This is a genomic window from Dickeya parazeae Ech586, assembly GCF_000025065.1.
GTDB classification, from domain to species: Bacteria; Pseudomonadota; Gammaproteobacteria; order Enterobacterales; family Enterobacteriaceae; genus Dickeya; species Dickeya zeae.
In genome coordinates, this window is record NC_013592.1 from 281,656 (window position 1) to 299,612 (window position 17,957).

At 53.7% G+C, this 17,957-nt stretch carries 18 protein-coding genes and 1 rRNA gene; 3 read left to right on the top strand and 16 right to left on the bottom strand.

Features of this window, described 5'->3' with window-relative positions:
• Window positions 1-67 precede the first annotated feature (67 nt).
• Window positions 68-183 (top strand): 5S ribosomal RNA (gene rrf, locus DD586_RS01255).
• A gap of 471 nt (window positions 184-654) precedes the next feature.
• Here rrf and DD586_RS01260 read toward each other — a convergent pair.
• From DD586_RS01260 to DD586_RS01290, 7 genes are all read right to left on the bottom strand, one after another.
• Window positions 655-1,416, bottom strand: a complete 762-nt coding sequence (locus tag DD586_RS01260; RefSeq protein ID WP_012882989.1) for an amino acid ABC transporter ATP-binding protein — start codon at window positions 1,414-1,416, stop codon at window positions 655-657.
• An 8-nt stretch (window positions 1,417-1,424) separates the two neighbouring features.
• A complete protein-coding gene (locus tag DD586_RS01265) occupies window positions 1,425-2,519 on the bottom strand; it encodes an amino acid ABC transporter permease (protein WP_023638686.1) in 1,095 nt (364 codons plus the stop codon).
• Between the two features lie 9 nt (window positions 2,520-2,528).
• Window positions 2,529-3,707, bottom strand: coding sequence for an amino acid ABC transporter permease (locus DD586_RS01270; protein WP_012882991.1), 1,179 nt, complete (start codon window positions 3,705-3,707; stop codon window positions 2,529-2,531).
• Window positions 3,708-3,779: 72 nt separating this feature from the next.
• Window positions 3,780-4,805, bottom strand: a complete 1,026-nt coding sequence (locus DD586_RS01275) for an amino acid ABC transporter substrate-binding protein (protein ID WP_023638688.1) — start codon at window positions 4,803-4,805, stop codon at window positions 3,780-3,782.
• A gap of 300 nt (window positions 4,806-5,105) precedes the next feature.
• Window positions 5,106-5,798: a CTP synthase C-terminal region-related (seleno)protein gene (locus DD586_RS01280; protein ID WP_012882993.1), complete on the bottom strand. Its 693-nt coding sequence runs from the start codon at window positions 5,796-5,798 to the stop codon at window positions 5,106-5,108.
• Window positions 5,799-5,954: 156 nt separating this feature from the next.
• Window positions 5,955-6,620 carry an amino acid ABC transporter permease gene (locus DD586_RS01285; RefSeq protein ID WP_012882994.1) on the bottom strand — a complete coding sequence of 222 codons (666 nt, stop codon included), beginning with the start codon at window positions 6,618-6,620 and terminating at the stop codon, window positions 5,955-5,957.
• Between the two features lie 27 nt (window positions 6,621-6,647).
• Window positions 6,648-7,418, bottom strand: a complete 771-nt coding sequence (locus DD586_RS01290) for an amino acid ABC transporter substrate-binding protein (protein ID WP_012882995.1) — start codon at window positions 7,416-7,418, stop codon at window positions 6,648-6,650.
• 245 nt (window positions 7,419-7,663) lie between these two features.
• Here DD586_RS01290 and DD586_RS01295 point away from each other — a divergent pair, with 245 nt between their 5' ends.
• A complete protein-coding gene (locus tag DD586_RS01295) occupies window positions 7,664-8,806 on the top strand; it encodes an endonuclease/exonuclease/phosphatase family protein (protein WP_012882996.1) in 1,143 nt (380 codons plus the stop codon).
• A gap of 96 nt (window positions 8,807-8,902) precedes the next feature.
• Here DD586_RS01295 and DD586_RS01300 read toward each other — a convergent pair whose 3' ends face one another.
• Genes DD586_RS01300 through DD586_RS01315 form a run of 4 tightly spaced genes read right to left on the bottom strand, consistent with a single transcriptional unit; the run spans window position 8,903 to window position 13,152 of the window.
• On the bottom strand, window positions 8,903-9,676 hold the full coding sequence (locus DD586_RS01300; protein ID WP_012882997.1) for a dimethyl sulfoxide reductase anchor subunit family protein: 774 nt from the start codon (window positions 9,674-9,676) through the stop codon (window positions 8,903-8,905).
• A 2-nt stretch (window positions 9,677-9,678) separates the two neighbouring features.
• The gene (locus DD586_RS01305; RefSeq protein WP_012882998.1) at window positions 9,679-10,233 is read right to left on the bottom strand and encodes a 4Fe-4S dicluster domain-containing protein; all 555 of its coding nucleotides are present in this window, start codon (window positions 10,231-10,233) and stop codon (window positions 9,679-9,681) included.
• Window positions 10,230-12,527, bottom strand: a complete 2,298-nt coding sequence (locus DD586_RS01310) for a molybdopterin-dependent oxidoreductase (RefSeq protein WP_012882999.1) — start codon at window positions 12,525-12,527, stop codon at window positions 10,230-10,232. The genes DD586_RS01305 and DD586_RS01310 overlap by 4 nt, the downstream gene beginning before the upstream one ends.
• On the bottom strand, window positions 12,520-13,152 hold the full coding sequence (locus DD586_RS01315) for a TorD/DmsD family molecular chaperone (protein WP_012883000.1): 633 nt from the start codon (window positions 13,150-13,152) through the stop codon (window positions 12,520-12,522). Before DD586_RS01315 ends, DD586_RS01310 begins: the two co-directional genes overlap by 8 nt.
• 252 nt (window positions 13,153-13,404) lie before the next feature.
• On the opposite strand from DD586_RS01315, the gene DD586_RS22200 reads away from it, so the two are divergent.
• Window positions 13,405-13,548, top strand: a complete 144-nt coding sequence (locus tag DD586_RS22200; protein ID WP_012883001.1) for a hypothetical protein — start codon at window positions 13,405-13,407, stop codon at window positions 13,546-13,548.
• Between the two features lie 85 nt (window positions 13,549-13,633).
• Here DD586_RS22200 and fis read toward each other — a convergent pair whose 3' ends face one another.
• The 5 genes from fis to DD586_RS01340 all read right to left on the bottom strand — a co-directional run bounded on the left by fis (window position 13,634) and on the right by DD586_RS01340 (window position 17,838).
• The gene (fis, locus tag DD586_RS01320) at window positions 13,634-13,930 is read right to left on the bottom strand and encodes a DNA-binding transcriptional regulator Fis (RefSeq protein ID WP_012883002.1); all 297 of its coding nucleotides are present in this window, start codon (window positions 13,928-13,930) and stop codon (window positions 13,634-13,636) included.
• Window positions 13,931-13,953: 23 nt separating this feature from the next.
• A complete protein-coding gene (gene dusB, locus DD586_RS01325; RefSeq protein ID WP_012883003.1) occupies window positions 13,954-14,919 on the bottom strand; it encodes a tRNA dihydrouridine synthase DusB in 966 nt (321 codons plus the stop codon).
• A 333-nt stretch (window positions 14,920-15,252) separates the two neighbouring features.
• Window positions 15,253-16,140, bottom strand: coding sequence for a 50S ribosomal protein L11 methyltransferase (prmA, locus tag DD586_RS01330; RefSeq protein ID WP_012883004.1), 888 nt, complete (start codon window positions 16,138-16,140; stop codon window positions 15,253-15,255).
• 14 nt (window positions 16,141-16,154) lie between these two features.
• Window positions 16,155-17,606 (bottom strand): sodium/pantothenate symporter, encoded by a 1,452-nt coding sequence (panF, locus tag DD586_RS01335; RefSeq protein ID WP_012883005.1) that lies wholly within the window; start codon window positions 17,604-17,606, stop codon window positions 16,155-16,157.
• Window positions 17,596-17,838, bottom strand: a complete 243-nt coding sequence (locus tag DD586_RS01340; protein WP_012883006.1) for a YhdT family protein — start codon at window positions 17,836-17,838, stop codon at window positions 17,596-17,598. The genes panF and DD586_RS01340 overlap by 11 nt, the downstream gene beginning before the upstream one ends.
• Window positions 17,839-17,957: the final 119 nt, after the last annotated feature.

Here is a 17,957-nt window from a genome sequence, read left to right on the forward strand (position 1 = left end):
ATGGCGTGGTGTAGCGATACACGGCGACATGAAGAATCAGGGCGTTGAAAGACGTCAAAAGAATTTGCCTGGCGGCGAGAGCGCGGTGGTCCCACCTGACCCCATGCCGAACTCAGAAGTGAAACGCCGTAGCGCCGATGGTAGTGTGGGGTCTCCCCATGCGAGAGTAGGGAACTGCCAGGCATCAAACAGAGAACCCCCGGTTAGCGCCGGGGGTTTTTTTATGCCCGCAACCCGGGCGGGTGTGCAGGACAGAGGTGCACGGCGTCCCCGATTGGCGCCGTGTTGCTATATTAGCGCCACGTTGCTATGGCATAGCCCTGGCGGCAGCGCTAATTCACCGGGCAATCACCTCTTCTCTATCCACCGGATAATCACTTCTGCGGTTCTGTCCCGGTGACTCTGATCGGGTCCGTGGGAAAGCCGCTTCGATGCTTCTTCACTCCGGCCTCTGCTTCCATATTCATTGCCTTCATCTCTCACATATGTCCCTTCCCTGTCCCTGTTGTTTTGTCTTGTGTGGATGAAAACATCTTCAGTGAGAAGTTGCTGCCTACGGAAGGGAGGGCGTGCTGATTTTAATATGCAAAGTGAGGGCATAGAAAAGCCCGCACATAGTGGGCGGGCCTGGAGTGTTGTAGGCGGTGATTATGATTAATGCAGGATTTGCGCCAGAAACGTTTGTGTGCGCTCTGAACGTGGGCTGCCGAAGAAGATATCCGGTGGGGCTTGTTCAACGATCTCGCCCTGATCCATAAAGATCACCCGGTTAGCTACCGTGCGAGCGAAGCCCATTTCATGGGTAACGCACAGCATGGTCATACCATCTTCTGCCAGACCCAGCATGGTATCCAGCACCTCTTTGACCATCTCCGGATCCAGTGCGGATGTCGGCTCATCAAACAACATGATTTTCGGTTTCATGCACAGTGAGCGGGCAATCGCAACGCGCTGTTGCTGGCCGCCGGAAAGCTGGCCTGGGTATTTATGGGCATGGGCGGCGATACGCACTCGCTCCAGATAATGCATTGCCAATGCTTCCGCTTCTTTTTTCGGCATATTACGTACCCAGCACGGGGCCAGCGTACAGTTTTGCAGAACCGTCAGATGCGGGAACAGGTTGAAATGCTGGAATACCATGCCGACTTCTGTTCTGACTTTCTCAATATTGCGGCTGTCATGGTTGAGTTCGATGCCGTCAACGACGATACGGCCCTGCTGGTGCTCTTCCAGATGGTTGATACAGCGGATTGTGGTTGATTTACCAGAGCCAGACGGCCCACATAACACGATACGCTCGCCTTGGCTGACCTGCAGGTTAATGTCTTTCAGTACATGGAACTGCCCATACCACTTGTTTACATTTTCCAGTGTAATCATGTGATTGGATGAAGATGTCAATGTGTCCTGGTTCATGGATAACCTCAATGGGACTTATGTCCAGTATCAAAACGTTTTTCTAAATGCTGGCTATAGCGCGACATGCTAAAGCAGAAGATCCAATAGATAATGGCGGCAAAGACATAGCCTTCCGTGGACATACCCAACCACGCCGGGTCAACGGTTGCCTGCTGAATACTGCTAAACAGGTCGAACAGACCGATGATGATCACCAGACTGGTGTCCTTGAACAGGGCGATAATGGTGTTGACCAGACCGGGGATCACCATTTTCAGCGCCTGGGGCAGAATGACCAACCCCTGCATACGCCAGTATCCCAGAGCCAGGGATTGGGCTGCTTCATATTGTCCTTTCGGCAGTGCCTGTAAGCCGCCACGCACCACTTCTGCGACATACGCTGACTGGAACAGGATTACCCCAACCAAGGCGCGCAGTAATTTGTCAATGTTGGTGCCTTCCGTCAGGAACAGAGGCAGCATCACCGAGGACATGAACAGCACCGTAATCAGGGGGACGCCGCGCCAGAACTCGATGAAAATCACGCATAGCGCGCGCAGTACCGGCATGTTGGAACGGCGTCCCAGTGCCAGCAATATTCCCAGTGGTAACGCACCCGCGATGCCGATCGCCGCGATGATGATAGTCAGTGTCAGACCACCCCACTGACGGGTTTCCACCCGGCTCAGACCGCCAAAGCCGCCAAACAGCAACCACCAGGCGAGTAGCGGATAGACTACGCACCAGATGGCGATATAACGGCCACGGCGTGGCAGATTACGCCAAAACATCGGCAGGATGCTGATCAACGCCAGTACCAGCGCGAAGTTAATACGCCAGAGTTCTTCCCGTGGATAAAGCCCATACATGAATTGCTCGAAACGGGCATGGACGAATACCCAGCAGGCACCATCACTGGTGCAGTCTGCACGGGTTGAACCGACCCAGTTGGCCTTGAAGATAGCCCAATTGAGTAACGGTGGGATCAGGGTCCACAGTAACCACAGGCAGACCAACGTCAACACGCTGTTGGTGACATTGGAGAACAGGTTCCGCCGCGCCCAGACGATGGCGTTGCTAATGGGCGTCGGATTGGATGGTGTGTGTGTTGTCATAGTCATCCTGTTCCTTTAACGCTCAATTAAGGCGATTTTCCGGTTATAGATGTTCATCAGTAATGAGATCAGCAGACTGATAATCAGATAGACCGACATAGTGATGGCAATGGTCTCAATGGCTTGTCCGGTCTGGTTCAGCACCGTACCGGCAAACAGCGACACCATATCCGGGTAACCAATGGCAGCCGCCAGCGATGAGTTTTTCACGATGTTCAGATACTGACTGGTCAACGGTGGAATGATGACGCGCAGTGCCTGTGGCAGGATAACTTTGCGTAAGGTGACCGGTTTTGGCAGACCCAGCGACAGTGCCGCTTCATGCTGCCCGTGAGAAACAGACTGGATACCTGAGCGAATGATCTCGGCAATAAACGATGAGGTATACACCGATAACGCCAGCGCCAGCGCTGCCAGTTCCGGAATAAGCACCATGCCACCGCTAAAGTTAAATCCTTTCAGGACGGGGAAATCCCAGTGCAGTGCCCGGCCAAAAACCAGATGAGAGAGGCCCAGCAATACCGCCAACATTGCGATAGGAATGGGCCAGTAGCGGCGTTGCTGACCGGTTAGCTCATGGTAGCGTTTATTCCGACGATGCAAGGCTATCGCACATCCCAGAGAGATGAGCAGCGCAAGCAAAGATGGGAGTGCGCCTGGGCCAAACTCCGCTGCTGGAATGTACAGGCCGCGGTTGCTGAGAAAAAAGGTATCGAACGCGTTAACTGCCTGACGAGGGCCGGGCAGATTGCGTAATACCGCGAAATACCAAAAGAAGATCTGCAGTAACGGTGGGATGTTACGAAACGTTTCGATATAAATCGTTGAAAGTTTACGCAGCAGCCAGTTATCAGACAGACGTGCCAGACCGACGATAAACCCCAGCAGTGAGGCGCAGATAATACAGATAGCTGAAACCAGCAATGTATTAAGCAGGCCAATAACAAAAACGCGGGCATAGGTGTCATCCTGATCGTAGTCAATCAGGTGCTGAACGATACCAAAGCCAGCGTTGTTATTTAAAAAGGCAAAACCTGATGTAATTCCACGCTGTGAGAGGTTAGTGACGGTATTGTGCAGCAGGTAAGCGGCGGCAACCACCACGATGATGACAGCAAGGATTTGATACAACCAGGCGCGCACCGCTGGATTAGTCAGTGATAAATCACCTTTCACGGTTGGGCGTTGCAGCATGTTGGAGCCTCAGTGACGGATAAAGCAAGGGCACGGCTGGTTCGCAGCACGTGCCCGTTTTTGCATCAGGAATTAGCGAACAGCAGGGGCGTACTGGATACCGCCTTTGTTCCACAGTTCGTTCAGGCCGCGCTTGATTTTCAGCTCACTGCCCTGACCTACGTTACGCTCGAACACTTCACCGTAGTTACCGACCTGCTTAACGATTTTATACGCCCAGTCATTCGGCAATTTCAGATCTTTACCGAAGTTACCTTCTTTACCCAACAGGTGCGCCATGTCCGGAGTGGTCGGCTTGGCAGCCATCTGATCGACGTTTTGAGAGGTCACACCCATCTCTTCAGCGTCCAGCATGGCAAACAGTGTCCAGCGAACAATGGCAAACCAGTCTTCGTCACCACGACGTACAACCGGTCCCAACGGTTCTTTGGAGATCACTTCCGGCAGCACGACGAAGTCGGCCGGTTTACCCAGTTTGATACGCAGGGCGTACAACTGAGACTGATCGGAAGCCAGCGTATCGCAACGGCCGGAGTCCAGTGCTTTGGCGCTTTCGTCAGAACGGTCAAAGGTCACCGGGGTGTACTTCATATTGTGGGTCTTGAAGTAGTCGGCTACGTTCAGCTCGGTGTCGGTACCGGCCTGGATACACACGGTGGCACCGTCCAGTTCTTTGGCGCTTTTCAGCCCGGCTTTGTTATGAGCAAGGAAGCCGATACCGTCGTAGTAGGTCACGCCGGTGAACAGCAGGCCCATGCTACCGTCACGGGATGAGGTCCAGGTGGTGTTACGGGACAGCACATCCACTTCGCCGGACTGCAGGGCGGTGAAACGCTCTTTAGCTGTCAGTGGGGTGTATTTGACTTTGTTGGCATCACCAAAAATGGCAGCCGCGACGCCACGGCAGACGTCAACATCGATACCGGAATATTTGCCGTTGGCATCGGCATACGAGAAACCAGGAAGCCCATCGCTGATACCACACTGTACGAAGCCTTTCTTCTGAATGGCATCAAGCGTTGCGCCCGCGTGTGCCTGATTGATGAAGGCAAACAGTGAAGCGCTGGCTACCAGCGTGGACATAATCACTTTTTTCATAATCATCGTATGTGCCTAATGTAATTGTAATGTGCTTGTTGTGTTGTGGCGCAGTCATGGCTGCGCCTGCTCTGTCTGTCAGTGGGCCGGTATGATGAGCCGGACACCGTCATTAACAATAAGCAAAAACGGTGCCAGCTTGTCATAACGGTAGTACAGGCAGAAAACTAAATCGTATCCGTGGCGAATCGGGATAAATGGGTGGTATGGGGGGATAAAGCAAAGGCATAGGGTGCACCAAAATGGTGGAATTGTTCTCCTGTTGATCCAATTTGGTGCAACTTGTGTAAAAAACTGCGGTTAATGCGCTGCCGCTGCCTCAAGGAGAGCAATAGCCAGCGGTGGCGTTATCTGTTTTAGTGCAGCACGTTCCGGCTGAAACAGGGTACCGACGAAAAAGGGATGATCGATGATTTCGATGGCACGAATATCGCCGTTGTCATCTACACCAGACACCCGGATACCGGCTGCGGTGAACGCATCCCGAAACGCTTCATTAATGCCGTAGCGGCAACGGTAGCCTTCGGTGATCGCCTCACGGCCGTAGGCGTGGGCAATACGTGAATCAGGCAACAGGCGGATATCACCCTCTTTTTCCACCATTTCACACTGTAACGGGGTAATTACCGATCGGCCTTCCTGTGTGACTTCCGCATTGTTGGCGTCGTGCCATCCCAGCGCATGGCGGGCATATTCCAGCAGGGCGTACTGGCAACCGCCACAGGTGCCCAGAAATGGGATGGGCGTTTCGCGGGCAAACCGAATGGCTTGCAGGATATTGTCGTCGTGACGGTATGGGCTGGCGGGAATGCACCAAATTGCATCGAAGGCATGAAGCTGGGAGGTCGACAACTGTTCACTGTCTATCCATTGGTAGTGCATCGTGAGGTTCAACTGGCGGGCGGCGAGGGCAAGAGCAGGGGGAATAGCCTGATGGGCGGTGACAGTTGGGGTGTAGTCACCTATCAGCGCGATATTGACAGTCTGTTTCATGACATTCTCCGGCTGGTAAAAAAGAAGGCTACGGGAAATCGGGGGAGATGTCGAGTCTGTCTGATGATGAGCGCGGCAGGTTGGATGGCCTGCCGAGCGAGGATTAATGCGCCATTTATTTATGGACGATGTGGCCGTTAATGCACTATGTGCTGATTAATGCACGATATGGCGTTGGTAGTATTTTTCCAGTCTCGTCTGCAATTTACTCAGTACCGTACTGAACATCAGGTAGATGAGCGCGGCTTCGATATACAGGATGAGTGGTTCATAGGTGACCGAGACGATCCGTTGCGCTGCCAGAAACATTTCAGGCACCGTAATCACGGCAGCCAGCGAAGTATCCTTGACCAGCGAAATAAAGGTGTTAGCCAGCGGTGGCAGCGATACAAATACCGACTGCGGCACAATCACCCAGCGAATAGCCTGTGCGCCGCTCATACCGAGCGAATAGGCAGCATTCCACTGACCTTTGGGTACGGAAAGAATTGCGCCGCGTACTATCTCTGAACTATAGGCACCTACGTTCAGGCTAAAGCCAATCAGCGCGGCCGGAAAGGCATCCAGCGTGATACCGGCGCTGGGCAATCCATAGAAAATCAGAAAGAGCTGGACCAGCAGCGGCGTGCCGCGAATCATCCACACATAAAAATCACAGATCTTTTTGAGCGGTGTGGCACCGTACAGGCGTAACAACGCCACCAATACGCCGATCATCAAACCGAGAATAAAGGAGAGAATCGCGAGAGGAACGGTGAAGGTCAGCCCGGCGGAAAGCAGACTCCAGAAGGAGTCTGCCATGAGTTGTAGCCATGATGGCATATCTACAATAGCTCCGATATCAATGCATTATTTGGAAACGTCTTGTCCAAAGTATCGCACAGAAATCGTCTTATAGGTGCCGTCTGCTTTGATTTGATCCAATGCTTTATTGAGTGCATCAACCAGTTGCGGCTGATTTTTGCGTACCAGAATGGCGGACGGATCGCCGCTTTCTGCGGTGGCAACCACTTTCACATTGGCGTCAGGCTTGTGTTTTTTGAAGTCCAGGAACGACAGGTTATCGTTCAGGGTCGCTTCCGCGCGGCCGCTCAGCACCAGCTCCAGCGACTGGTTAAAGCCATCGGTCGGGACGATTTCCGCGCCGTAGCTGGTGGCCAGTTTGGAGTAGTTACTGGTCAGGCTTTGGGCCGATTTATGGCCTTTCAGATCGTTGAACGATTTGATGCTGCTGTTATCACCACGCACGATCAGCACGGATTTGGCATCGATGTACGGCTTGGAGAAGTCATACTTTACCTGACGTTCTTTGGTGACACCCACCTGGTTGATGACGGCGTCATAACGTTTGGCGTCCACACCTGCGATAAGCCCATCCCAACGGCCTTCAACGAACTCTGCTTTTACGCCCAGTTTTTCTGCTACCGCACGGCCGACGTCCACATCGAAACCTACTAACTTGCCGGAGGCATCATGGTAAGTGTACGGCGCGTAGGTGCCTTCCGTGCCAAATTTAATCACACCGGCGGCTTTGATAGCGCTAAGGTCGTCCTGTGCCTGAGCCAGTACGCTGGTAACCAGTAACGCGCCGGTAAGTAATGCTAAGCGAGATTTTTTCATCATTGTTCCTGCCAGATATGGCTGTTGCCGTTGTGAGTCAGAAATGCTGCGAATTTACGTGATGTCGTGATGTTTGCCAAGTCCATAAAGACATGGCTTATATCTGCTATGAATATAGTGAGTACCCGTATTTTTTACCACAGCGTGTCACAGGTCGGGGTGACGGGCGGTCGTGATATACGGTGGTAACAATCGGTTGCCAGACTTGTGCTTTCCCGCCGTAGTCTGTTGCCTGAGGAGGAGCTATGAAGCTCAGACTTGCCAGCTATAACGTTGAAAACCTGTTTCATCGTACCGCGATTCTTAACCTGCCTGACCCCCAGCAAAGCAGTGAACTGCTTGAAAAAGTACGCCAGCTACAAACGCTGCTGGAAAATGATAACTATGACGATGCCCTGAAAGAGAGGGTTTTTACCCTGACCAGTAATCTCCAGCCTTATATCGACCTGCGTGTTGATGGCGGTTCGCTGGGTAGCTGGAAAAGTGAAGCTGGCAAGACCGGCTTTCGGATTAACAAAAGCTGCCGGGGACGAGGTGATTGGTTAGGCGAGCTGGTTTTTCGTTCCGAGGCGTTTAGCGACCAGCAGCGAAAAAATACCGGGCTGGTGATCAACGCGCTGAAGGCTGACATCCTGTGTGCAGCCGAAGTGGAAAATATGGCGGTGCTGCATGATTTCAACCAGCAGATTCTGGCAGACCAAGCCTTTGCTCAGTATGTCATGATCGACAGTCCGAATGATCCGCGTGGTATTGATGTCGCCTGCCTGACGCGCCACCGCATTACCCAACTACGCACCCACATTTTTGATACCAGTGCGTCGTTTTCCCCGCTGTTTAGCCGTGATTGTCTGGAGGTGACGATCGATATTGGCCTGACGCAGCCAGTGCATGTGCTGTGTAACCACTTCAAAAGCCAGAACGGGCGTAACGATGAAGAACGTGAGCGGTCTGCCAGACGGCGGCACGCTCAGGCGGAGCGTGTGGCTGACATCGTGCGCGGATACAACCTGCAGCAAGAGTATGTGGTGGTGATGGGGGACTTGAACGAGGATAGCGCCAACCCCTGGCACAGCCTGGCGCCGCTGTTTTCCGTGGCGGATTTGCACCCGGTAGTCGATCCCGCTTTGCCGGAAACGGCACGCTATACCTATTACTTCTCCGGCGGTAAGTCTGGCGAGCGTTTGAACCAGTTGGACTATATTTTCATTTCCACACCGTTACATCAGGCAAAGGTCGACTGGGGCATTGAGCGGCGCGGTATCTATAACATCGACAAGATTGCCGCGAAAGAAGGGGCGGATCCGGTGACGCCGTTCCCGACGGTGACCTCCTGGGATACCGCCGCCTCGGATCACGCCGCTATCTGGGTGGAATGTGATCTGAACTGAGCAGGATGAGTACAGCGAAACCAACGAGCCCGCTTTTTGGCAGACCCGTTGCTTTTTTGTCAGTGTCGTCTATGGGTGTTCGCTGTGTTTTCTCTGTCAGTAAGGCTGCCCGATGTTGATGATAGTGCTGATGGTATCGCCAAAGAATGTCAGTCGACTCAGGAAGATACCTAGCAGAGCAATCACGACCGTTGCGACGGAGACGGCTGTTTTTTGTCGCTGGCAGGATAAGCCGAATGCAACGATAAAACAGACTAACCCACTCCAGAAAAATGGCGATGACCCCCATTGCTCTGATGTCATACGCATGATCGTTCCGCCACTACGCCAGATTAGCGGTGCGGCAATCAGCGCCAGAATCAGCAACGTTAATCCGTGACGCAGGGGGGAAATGGCCGACGTTTTATCCAGTAGCGGGAGGGCCGCCGCGCCCATCACCCAGGCCGTCAGCAAATATAAAACCATGGGGAGCCCATTGTTGATAGCGACCATCGCAGGCGCGGCGTAGGTCAGCCCCTGCACAATCACCAGCACGATCCCCATCACGGCGGCCGCTATCACCGTCACCTGTTTTCCATCGGTCAACAGTGCCAGTGCGATAGTGGCAGCAAAGAGTACTGCCGCCAGAATTTCCCGGCTAAGCCATGAATGCTTGAGATTGATAAAGGCGTTATAACCGTGCAACGGGTCTGCCAGATGGAAGGTCGCGCCAATCAATGACACGGCTAGCACCACGCCGGTGATGAACCAGGCTTTGCGCTGTGGCACCTTGTGATCGCACAGACGCCGCCAGGCCAGAAACAGCGCCATGCCAACAGCGGTCTGGCTTAATGATGTAAAGAAAACCAAAGGTAGCTCATAGTGTTCCATGATTATTCTCCAGCCTGTTTTGGCGTGCGAGGCATGATGAAACGCGTTCCGGGGTTCAGCGATGGCATAACCGGGTAGCCCGGCGGGTATTGTACGGCGTTGGCGGGAGCGGCCTTTTCGTCAAGGTCTATCATGGTTAATGCACCCACCGGACAGGCTTCAACGCAGGCTGTCTGTAACCCCACATCCAACCGTTCATAGCACATGCTGCATTTTTCGGCTTTGTGGGTGACCTCGTTGAATTTAGGGGCTCCGTAGGGGCAACTGCGCAGGCAGTTTTTGCAACCGATGCAGCGCGCCGGGTCGTGCACCACAATGCCGTCTTCACGTTTGGTATAGGCTTCGACCGGGCAGGCATCCAGACAGGCGGGATGCTCGCAGTGATTGCAGGCCAGAGAATAAAAAGCCCTCTCTTCGTGCGGGTAGATGGATTTCCCCAGTGGGTAGACATAGCGCCAGAACAGGTCAGGCTCTAACTGATTAAAACTTTTGCAGGCCATGGCGCAGCCACGGCACCCAATACATTTTTCACTATCGACCAGGAATGCGCGTCTCATGCTCTGGTTCCTCCCATCACTCGGCTTTGCGCCGGTGCCGACGTTAAGGCGATATCAGCGAACTGACAGTGAATGGCGGAGCCCGGCGCACCCGTCTTCATTTTTCCCATATCTGATGAGGTATCATCGACGACGTTTTGTACGTTAAACGCTTGTTTGTTAAACCAGGCCTCGTACATCAGCAGCATGTCTTGCGGTACGTTGGTGGTCAGTCTGGCTCTGACGGTGACGTCGCCAATGCCATTAAAGACGCGTACCCAATCGAGTTCACGGATACCTTTTTGTTGTGCGGCTACCGGGTGGAGGTAGACAAAAGGTTCCGGGTAGAAGACCTGCATCCAGTCCAGATTGATGAACTGAGAATGCAGGCCGTATAGCGTGTGGGGGGTAAAGAGCTGGAACGGTAAATTTTTCTCTCTTCCCGGCCGGTACTCGGGCAGCAGAGTATGACCATTCTCTTTACACAAGGCCGATGTAAATTCGTATTTGCCGGATGGCGTCTTGAACTTGCGATCGTGCCAGGCTGCCGGGTGTGGCAGTTTGGCTTTGACCGGACCATCCAGCAACGTTTCCCATGACGAGATACCAAACAGCTTGTAGATACTGTCGTTAAACTCTTTTGCCACCCATTCTTTGCCGTCAATATCCTGTGGGAAGGTGCAGGAGCCGGGAGATAACCGGTTCATGGTGCGCGAAAGCGCAGCGGCGATGTCCAGGTCGGATTTGCACTCGTACATCGGTTTAATCGCTGGCTGATTGATAGTCAGCCAGTAGTGCCAATACGATACCGAGATATTCCACTCTTCCATCTGTGTGGTCGCCGGTAACACGATATCGGCCTGTTCCACGGTCTGATTGAAGAATTGGTCTACGCAGACTACCATCTCCAGTTTATTGAAGGCTTTCAACATCTTGTTATGGTCGAAATCTTGGGAGAGTGGGTTTTTGCAAGACACCCATAGCATGCGAATCGGCGGATCGTTGGTATCCAGTATCGATTGTGCGGTTTTATTGATATTCAGGCTGCGATCGGTATAGCTGGATGCTTCTTTAGCGCCGAAGTCGAACTCCCCTTTAGGCCCGTTCTGACCAGTAAAACCGACAGAACCGGTGGGTTGTTTCTGCATCATGGCGTGGTAGTTGAACCCCCAGGTGTAGAGGTGGCCGTAGCGAGCGCCACCACCCTCCAGACCGATGTTGCCGCTCATGGCGACCAACGCGTCAATGGCTCGCACATTAGCGCCGCCATTGATGTGTCGCTGCATACCGTAGCCTATCCAGATTGTCGCCGGTTTGACGGCAGTAAATTCTTCTGCAAGCTGACGAATCGTCTGTGCAGGCAAGCCACATTGTTCAGATGCCCATTCAACCGTGACATTTTCCCGCAGGTATTGCGCAAACTCAGGGAACCCCAGCGCGTATTGCGTGACAAATTCGTTATCAACCAGCCCGTTATCCAGCAGATGTCGTGCCATACCCAGCGCCAGTGCGCCGTCGGAAGCCGGGCGGATCCGTAAGTACAGATCCGCTTTGGCGGCGGTCTGGGTCAAAATGGGGTCGATGACCACCACTTTGGCTCCGCGCTCCCGCGCCTGATAAAGGTATTTCATACTGTGCAGGGAGCACCAGGCCGGGTTAGCGCCCCAGACAATGATGTATTTGGATTTGGCCAAATCTTCAGGATCGTTGCACCACATATCGCCCATGTCGTAGCTCTGGGCATCAATACCAGCGGGCCAACACGGCGTACCGACAAAGCGGGTGGTGTAGCCCAGCGAGGACATCATGCCTTCAACGCCATAGTTGAGGATGCCGAGGTTGCCTGAATATTTGGTGAGCGCCAGACCCAGTAATGAGCCGTCTTTCTTTTTGATTTCCAGAATTTTGTTGGCGATACGCTCCATCGCTTCGTCCCAGGAAATACGACGCCATTTTCCTGAGCCGCGGCCATCCTGAATCATCGGGTATTTGATCCGGTCAGGGCTGTAGACGCGGCGAGGGTAGGTGAGCCCTTTAAGGCAAGGCATTCCGTGGGTGAAGGTAGACTCTTTTGCACCGTCAATGTAGGCGATAACGCCATCTTTCACATAGGTTTTCAGGCTGCACGTGTCATAGCAGTTTCGCGGGCATGAGTTCCGGAAAATCGTATAGCTGTTCGGGTTGTAAGGAATAGGCGCTTGCGCACGAGCCTGACGAGGCAGTAACAAGCCACCGGGTAAGCTGGCCGCAACACCAGTAATAGCGAGTGTTTTTATAAATCGCCGTCTGTCGGGGGAATTGGGGGTGTCACGCATGTGATGTTCTCCGTTGCAAATCGAAAAACCAAAGCGATAGCACGTCGACCACCGATGAAATCACCGGTGTTGGCGCATGGTTGTTGATGCGATCGATAAAACGCGGTAACCACTGTCCCAGATGGTCATGGGCCAGCCAGTACAGAGCGTCATGCTGTGCTGGCGTGGGAGAGAGACAGGAAAAGAGCAGTAAACAGGCGTCAATCTCGTAAGCGATATGGTCGTCAGGAAGGCAGTTCTCCTGCGGTACTTCATACCCGAGCTGATGGTACAACTGGCGGACTTCCAGCGTATATTTCCCCATCACTTGCGGCTCCGCATGCAGATAAATACCGGCATAAGGTGGCGCTGGCAGCGTCATTGGGCCGACGAACAGGCGGTTAAAGTCATACTCGACTTCCAGCCAGTCATCCTGCGTCAGGTTAACTGGCAGCGTCACCCGGTGCTGACAGAGGGCATGAAGGCGAGTACAGACCGAAGACAGCGAGCCAGATACCGGAAACGCAAAAAAATCACGCAGGCACATGCCGATGGATACCCACTCCTCACGGGAGAAAGGCGCAAGCGGTATTGAAGACGGCACAGAAGGGTTCTCTTCACTAAAGGAGGGGGGGTGCGTATTCATAACGGACGTTCTCATGTACTGATGAATAATCACACTATAGAACTATGTGGATCGTTCATTTTTTGATTAACCACATAGTTTGTACTGATATTTATTGGTGACGCGACAATAATCTGTTGATGCGATTGTGATCACAGTTTGCCGTTGGCAGGCGAAAAAAGGATGTGCGTTAAGTTAAATAGTCCACCGCCTATCCAGGCTACCTGTGTGATGACAGGGGCGTTTTCTAATCGGCAGAGTGGAGAAAAGGGAATGACAAATCAGTATCGGGTGGAAGGTAAAACCACGTTGGTGACGGGGGCCCGCGGCATTGGAAAAGCGATTGTTGAGCGATTGGCTGATGCCCGGTGGATAACGGGGCAGGTGTTGGATGCGTCAGAAGGCTCGTGTCTGTAAACCGCAGGCTACGGCGTGATACCGTCAATAAAAGAGGCGCTTGCCGTGAGGGAAGCGCCTTTCTTCAGAGATGAACGGATGAGTATCAGTTCATGCCGTATTTTTTCAGTTTCTTACGCAGCGTACCGCGGTTGATACCCATCATCAGGGCAGCGCGGGTCTGGTTACCGCGGGTGTATTGCATCACCATGTCCAACAGCGGCTGTTCTACTTCAGCCAGTACCAGCTCATACAGGTCATTCACGTCCTGACCATTCAGTTGAGCGAAATAGTTCTTCAGTGCCTGTTTAACCGAGTCGCGCAGGGGTTTTTGGGTTACCTGAGCCTGAGAGTTTACAGTGGAAACGGTCAGTACGTCAGAATTCACGCGTTGTTCGAACATAGTTCTGTCAGCTCTTTTTCTGTTTACGCAAGATTTTCAAAATATGCCTTCAACGCCTCCAGCTGTTCGCTGGCGTCCTCTATGGCGTTGAATGTGCGCCTAAACTGGTCGTTTGGGGCGTGCTCCTGGAGATACCAGGACACGTGCTTACGTGCTATACGAAATCCCTTGCCTGGACCATAAAAGTCGTGCAATTCCCGTATATGCCCGATCAACAAGTGCTTGACCTCTGCCAGTGGCAGGGGCGGCAGCAACTCCCCTGTGTCCAGATAATGCTGGATTTCCCGAAAGATCCAGGGTCTTCCCTGAGCAGCTCGTCCTATCATCAGGGCATCAGCCCCGCTGTAATCAAGAACCGCTCTGGCTTTGCGCGGGTCAGTAATGTCGCCATTCGCGATAACGGGAATGGAAACACTCTGCTTAACTGTCCGAATGCTGTCGTATTCCGCCTCGCCATTGAACAAACACGCACGCGTGCGTCCATGAACGGTCAGCGCCTGAATACCACAATCTTCAGCCAATTTGGCAATCTCTACACAGTTACGGTGCTCTGGTGCCCAGCCGGTACGAATCTTCAACGTGACCGGTACATCGACAGCGTTTACCACCGCCGTCAGGATCTGCTTGACCAACGCTGGATACTGCAACAGCGCGGAACCCGCCATCTTGCGGTTAACCTTTTTGGCCGGGCATCCCATGTTGATGTCGATGATCTGCGCGCCGCTTTCGGCATTGATTCTCGCCGCTTGCGCCATCTCATCTGGATCACCGCCGGCTATCTGTACTGCTCGGATACCGGGCTCATCGCTATGCACCATGCGCAAGCGCGATTTGTCCGAACGCCACACCTCCGGATTGGAAGAGAGCATCTCGGAAACCGTCATTCCAGCGCCCATCGCGTAACAGAGTGCCCGGAAAGGGCGATCGCTTACGCCCGCCATCGGGGCGGCAATCAAACGATTGGGAAGCTGAAATTGTCCAATGCGCATAGACAAAGAGTGACCATACTGTGCCTGCAAGGGCGCGTATATTACGCATTTTTTACGCGATAGGAAAGGCCAAACTTTGAGCAATTGAGCGGAACAGATCAAGGAAATGCTGCATTGCTACTGCGCTGTTTTTATTTTTCCTTTATTAACAGATGGTTATTCTTATTCCGCTGATTTTGTGTACACGCCGGAGAAATTAAACATCCGCCTGAATATGCTGTTTCACCGCATAGAAACAGTGATTGATGGTAAGGGGAGTCGGTTTGTCCAACGAAATATCCGTACGAATCACCTGACGCAACGGCGATGTTCCGTCAGGTGAATACAACGGGATCAGAGCGGTTTACGGATACCGGTAATGCGGCACCACTCTTCTTTTTCTGCTACCGGGTCGAGCTGGAATTGCGCTTCATAGGCTTGCGCCACACTCTGTGCCTGTGAGGCCAGAATGCCGGACAGACCAAGATGGCCGCCTGCTTTTGGCAACACGCTGATAAGCGGTGCCAGCTCGCGCAGCGGGCCCGCCAGAATATTGGCGACCACCACATCGGCAGATAAATCTTTGGGTTGATCTTTTGGCAGGTACAGCTCCAGCCGTTCAGACACGCCGTTACGCTGCGCGTTATCACGGCTGGCCTGAATGGCCTGTGGGTCGATATCGATGCCGATAGCGTGCGCGGCACCGAGTTTTAGCGCGGCGATGGCCAGAATGCCGGAGCCGCAACCAAAATCGATGACGGTTTTGCCTGCCAGATCCAGCCCGTCGAGCCATTGCAGGCACAACGACGTCGTGGGATGGGTGCCGGTGCCGAATGCCAGACCGGGGTCCAGCATGACATTGACCGCATTCGGGTCTGGTACGTCACGCCAGCTTGGGCAAATCCACAGTCGCTTGCCGAACTGCATCGGATGAAAGTTTTCCATCCATTCCCGTTCCCAGTCTTTGTCTTCCAGTTGTTCGATTTTGTGCTGGAAACCGGCACCGAGCAGCGGCTCCTGCTCCAGTATGGCTACCACCTCGGCCATGTCGGTTTCGGCGTCGTACAGGCCAATCACGTCGGTATCGCCCCATAAACGGGTTTCACCCGGCAGGGGTTCAAACACCGGCGTGTCATGCGTGTCCTGAAACGTGACTGAGACGGCACCGCTTTCAGACAGCGCGTCGCCTAATTGCTCCGCATGTGCGCCGGAGGTATTAATTTTCAGTTGAATCCACGGCATAGCAGCCTCTGACCTTAAAGTGATGAAGATGCGGCAACCGCTGATGCAGGCTGACGCCCTAAGCGGTTACCCAGAATAAACGCCATCAGACTTAACAGCAGTGATGGCACAATCGGATGAAAGCCCGCCAGTTGGATATTGAAGCTGGCGAGCAGGGTATAGCTGATAGCCCCACTGAACATCGAACTCAGCGCGCCTGCGGCGTTAGCGCGTTCCCAGTAGAGGCCCAGCACCAGTGGCCACAGGAACACCGCTTCCAGCCCGCCAAACGCCAGCAGGTTCAGCCAGATGATCATTTCCGGCGGTCGCCATGACGCCAGCAGTACCAGCAGGCCGAGCAGCAGGGTGGTCAGGCTGGATAAATGGCGGATATAACGCTCGTTGTTGATCTTCTGAGGATAGACGCTCAGGTAGAGATCTTTCACGATCGTGGCGGAAGCCTGCAGCAAATGCGCGTTAATATTCGACATGATGGCTGCAGTCGGCGCTGCCAGAAAGATCCCGGCGGCCAGTGGCGGCAGCACGGTGAGCATCAGCTCCGGCAATACCTGATCTGGAATGGTCAGGTTAGGCAGGATAGCGCGCCCCAGCGCGCCCGCCAGATGCATCCCCAGCATCAGTACGCTGATGACCACCGTACCAATCAGGATACCGCGGTGTAGCGCCTTGCTATCGCGATAGGAAATGCAGCGCACGGCGGTATTGGGCAGGCCAATGACGCCAAAACACACCAGTAGCCAGAATGAGGTCATAAACGGGGCAGACAGGATCTGGTTACTGCCGTGCGGATCGACCAACGCTGGGTTGATCTGCGCCAGTTTACCGACGGCAGCGGGCAATCCACCGGCGGTGTAGATCACACCAGCCAGCAGCAACAGCGTGCCTATCAGCATCACGATGCCCTGCAACGCATCATTCAGTACGCTGGCGCGAAAGCCGCCGAACGCGGTGTAGAGCAGGATGGTAATGCCGAAAATCAACAGCCCGACGTTATACGGCACATGCGCCACCGTTTCCAGCAACCGGGCACCACCGATGAACTGCACCGCCATCGCGCCGATAAATGCCACCAGCAGGCTCAGGCTGGCAAACCAGACCAGTAAGCGGCTGCCGTAGCGGGCGTAGAGCATGTCATTCAGTGTGATGGCGTTATAGCGGCGGGCCAGAATCGCGAATTTCTTACCGAGAATGCTCAGTGACAACAGCATCGTCGGTACCTGAATCATCGACAACAGTACCCAGCCTAGCCCGTATTTATAGGCCGCGCCGGGGCCGCCGATAAACGAGCTGGCGCTGACATACGTGCCTATCAGCGTCATCGCCAGTACGAAGCCGCCCATCGAACGGTTGCCGATAAAATACTCGGTGAGAAAGTTACCCTGCTGGCGACGCCGCCAGGCATAAACGGACAGGCCGAATACCAATAACAGGTAAGCTATCAACGGCAGGATGACATCACTTTGCATCGTGATTCTCCAGTGAAATATCGCGGAAGATGACGCGCACCATCAGCCAGCACAGACCGATGAACAGTAGCGGCAGCAGCAGGCAGGCCAGCTCGAACCAATGTGGCAGGCCCGTCAGGCCGGGATGGTTGTCGGGTAGATAGGCAAAGAGCACCCAGGCCACCAGATAGGCCAGCGTCAGTATCAGTGACCAGCGGGCTTCGCGGTGAGCCTGCAGAAAGCGTTTATCCATGATTTCCCCTCAAGTCTTGCAGGAATCAGTGTTATAGGTGACACAAAACAGGGGATTTTACGGCATGTCAGCCAATTGCCCAGCGAAAATTGGTGTATTGGTGCAGAACGCGGTGAGTC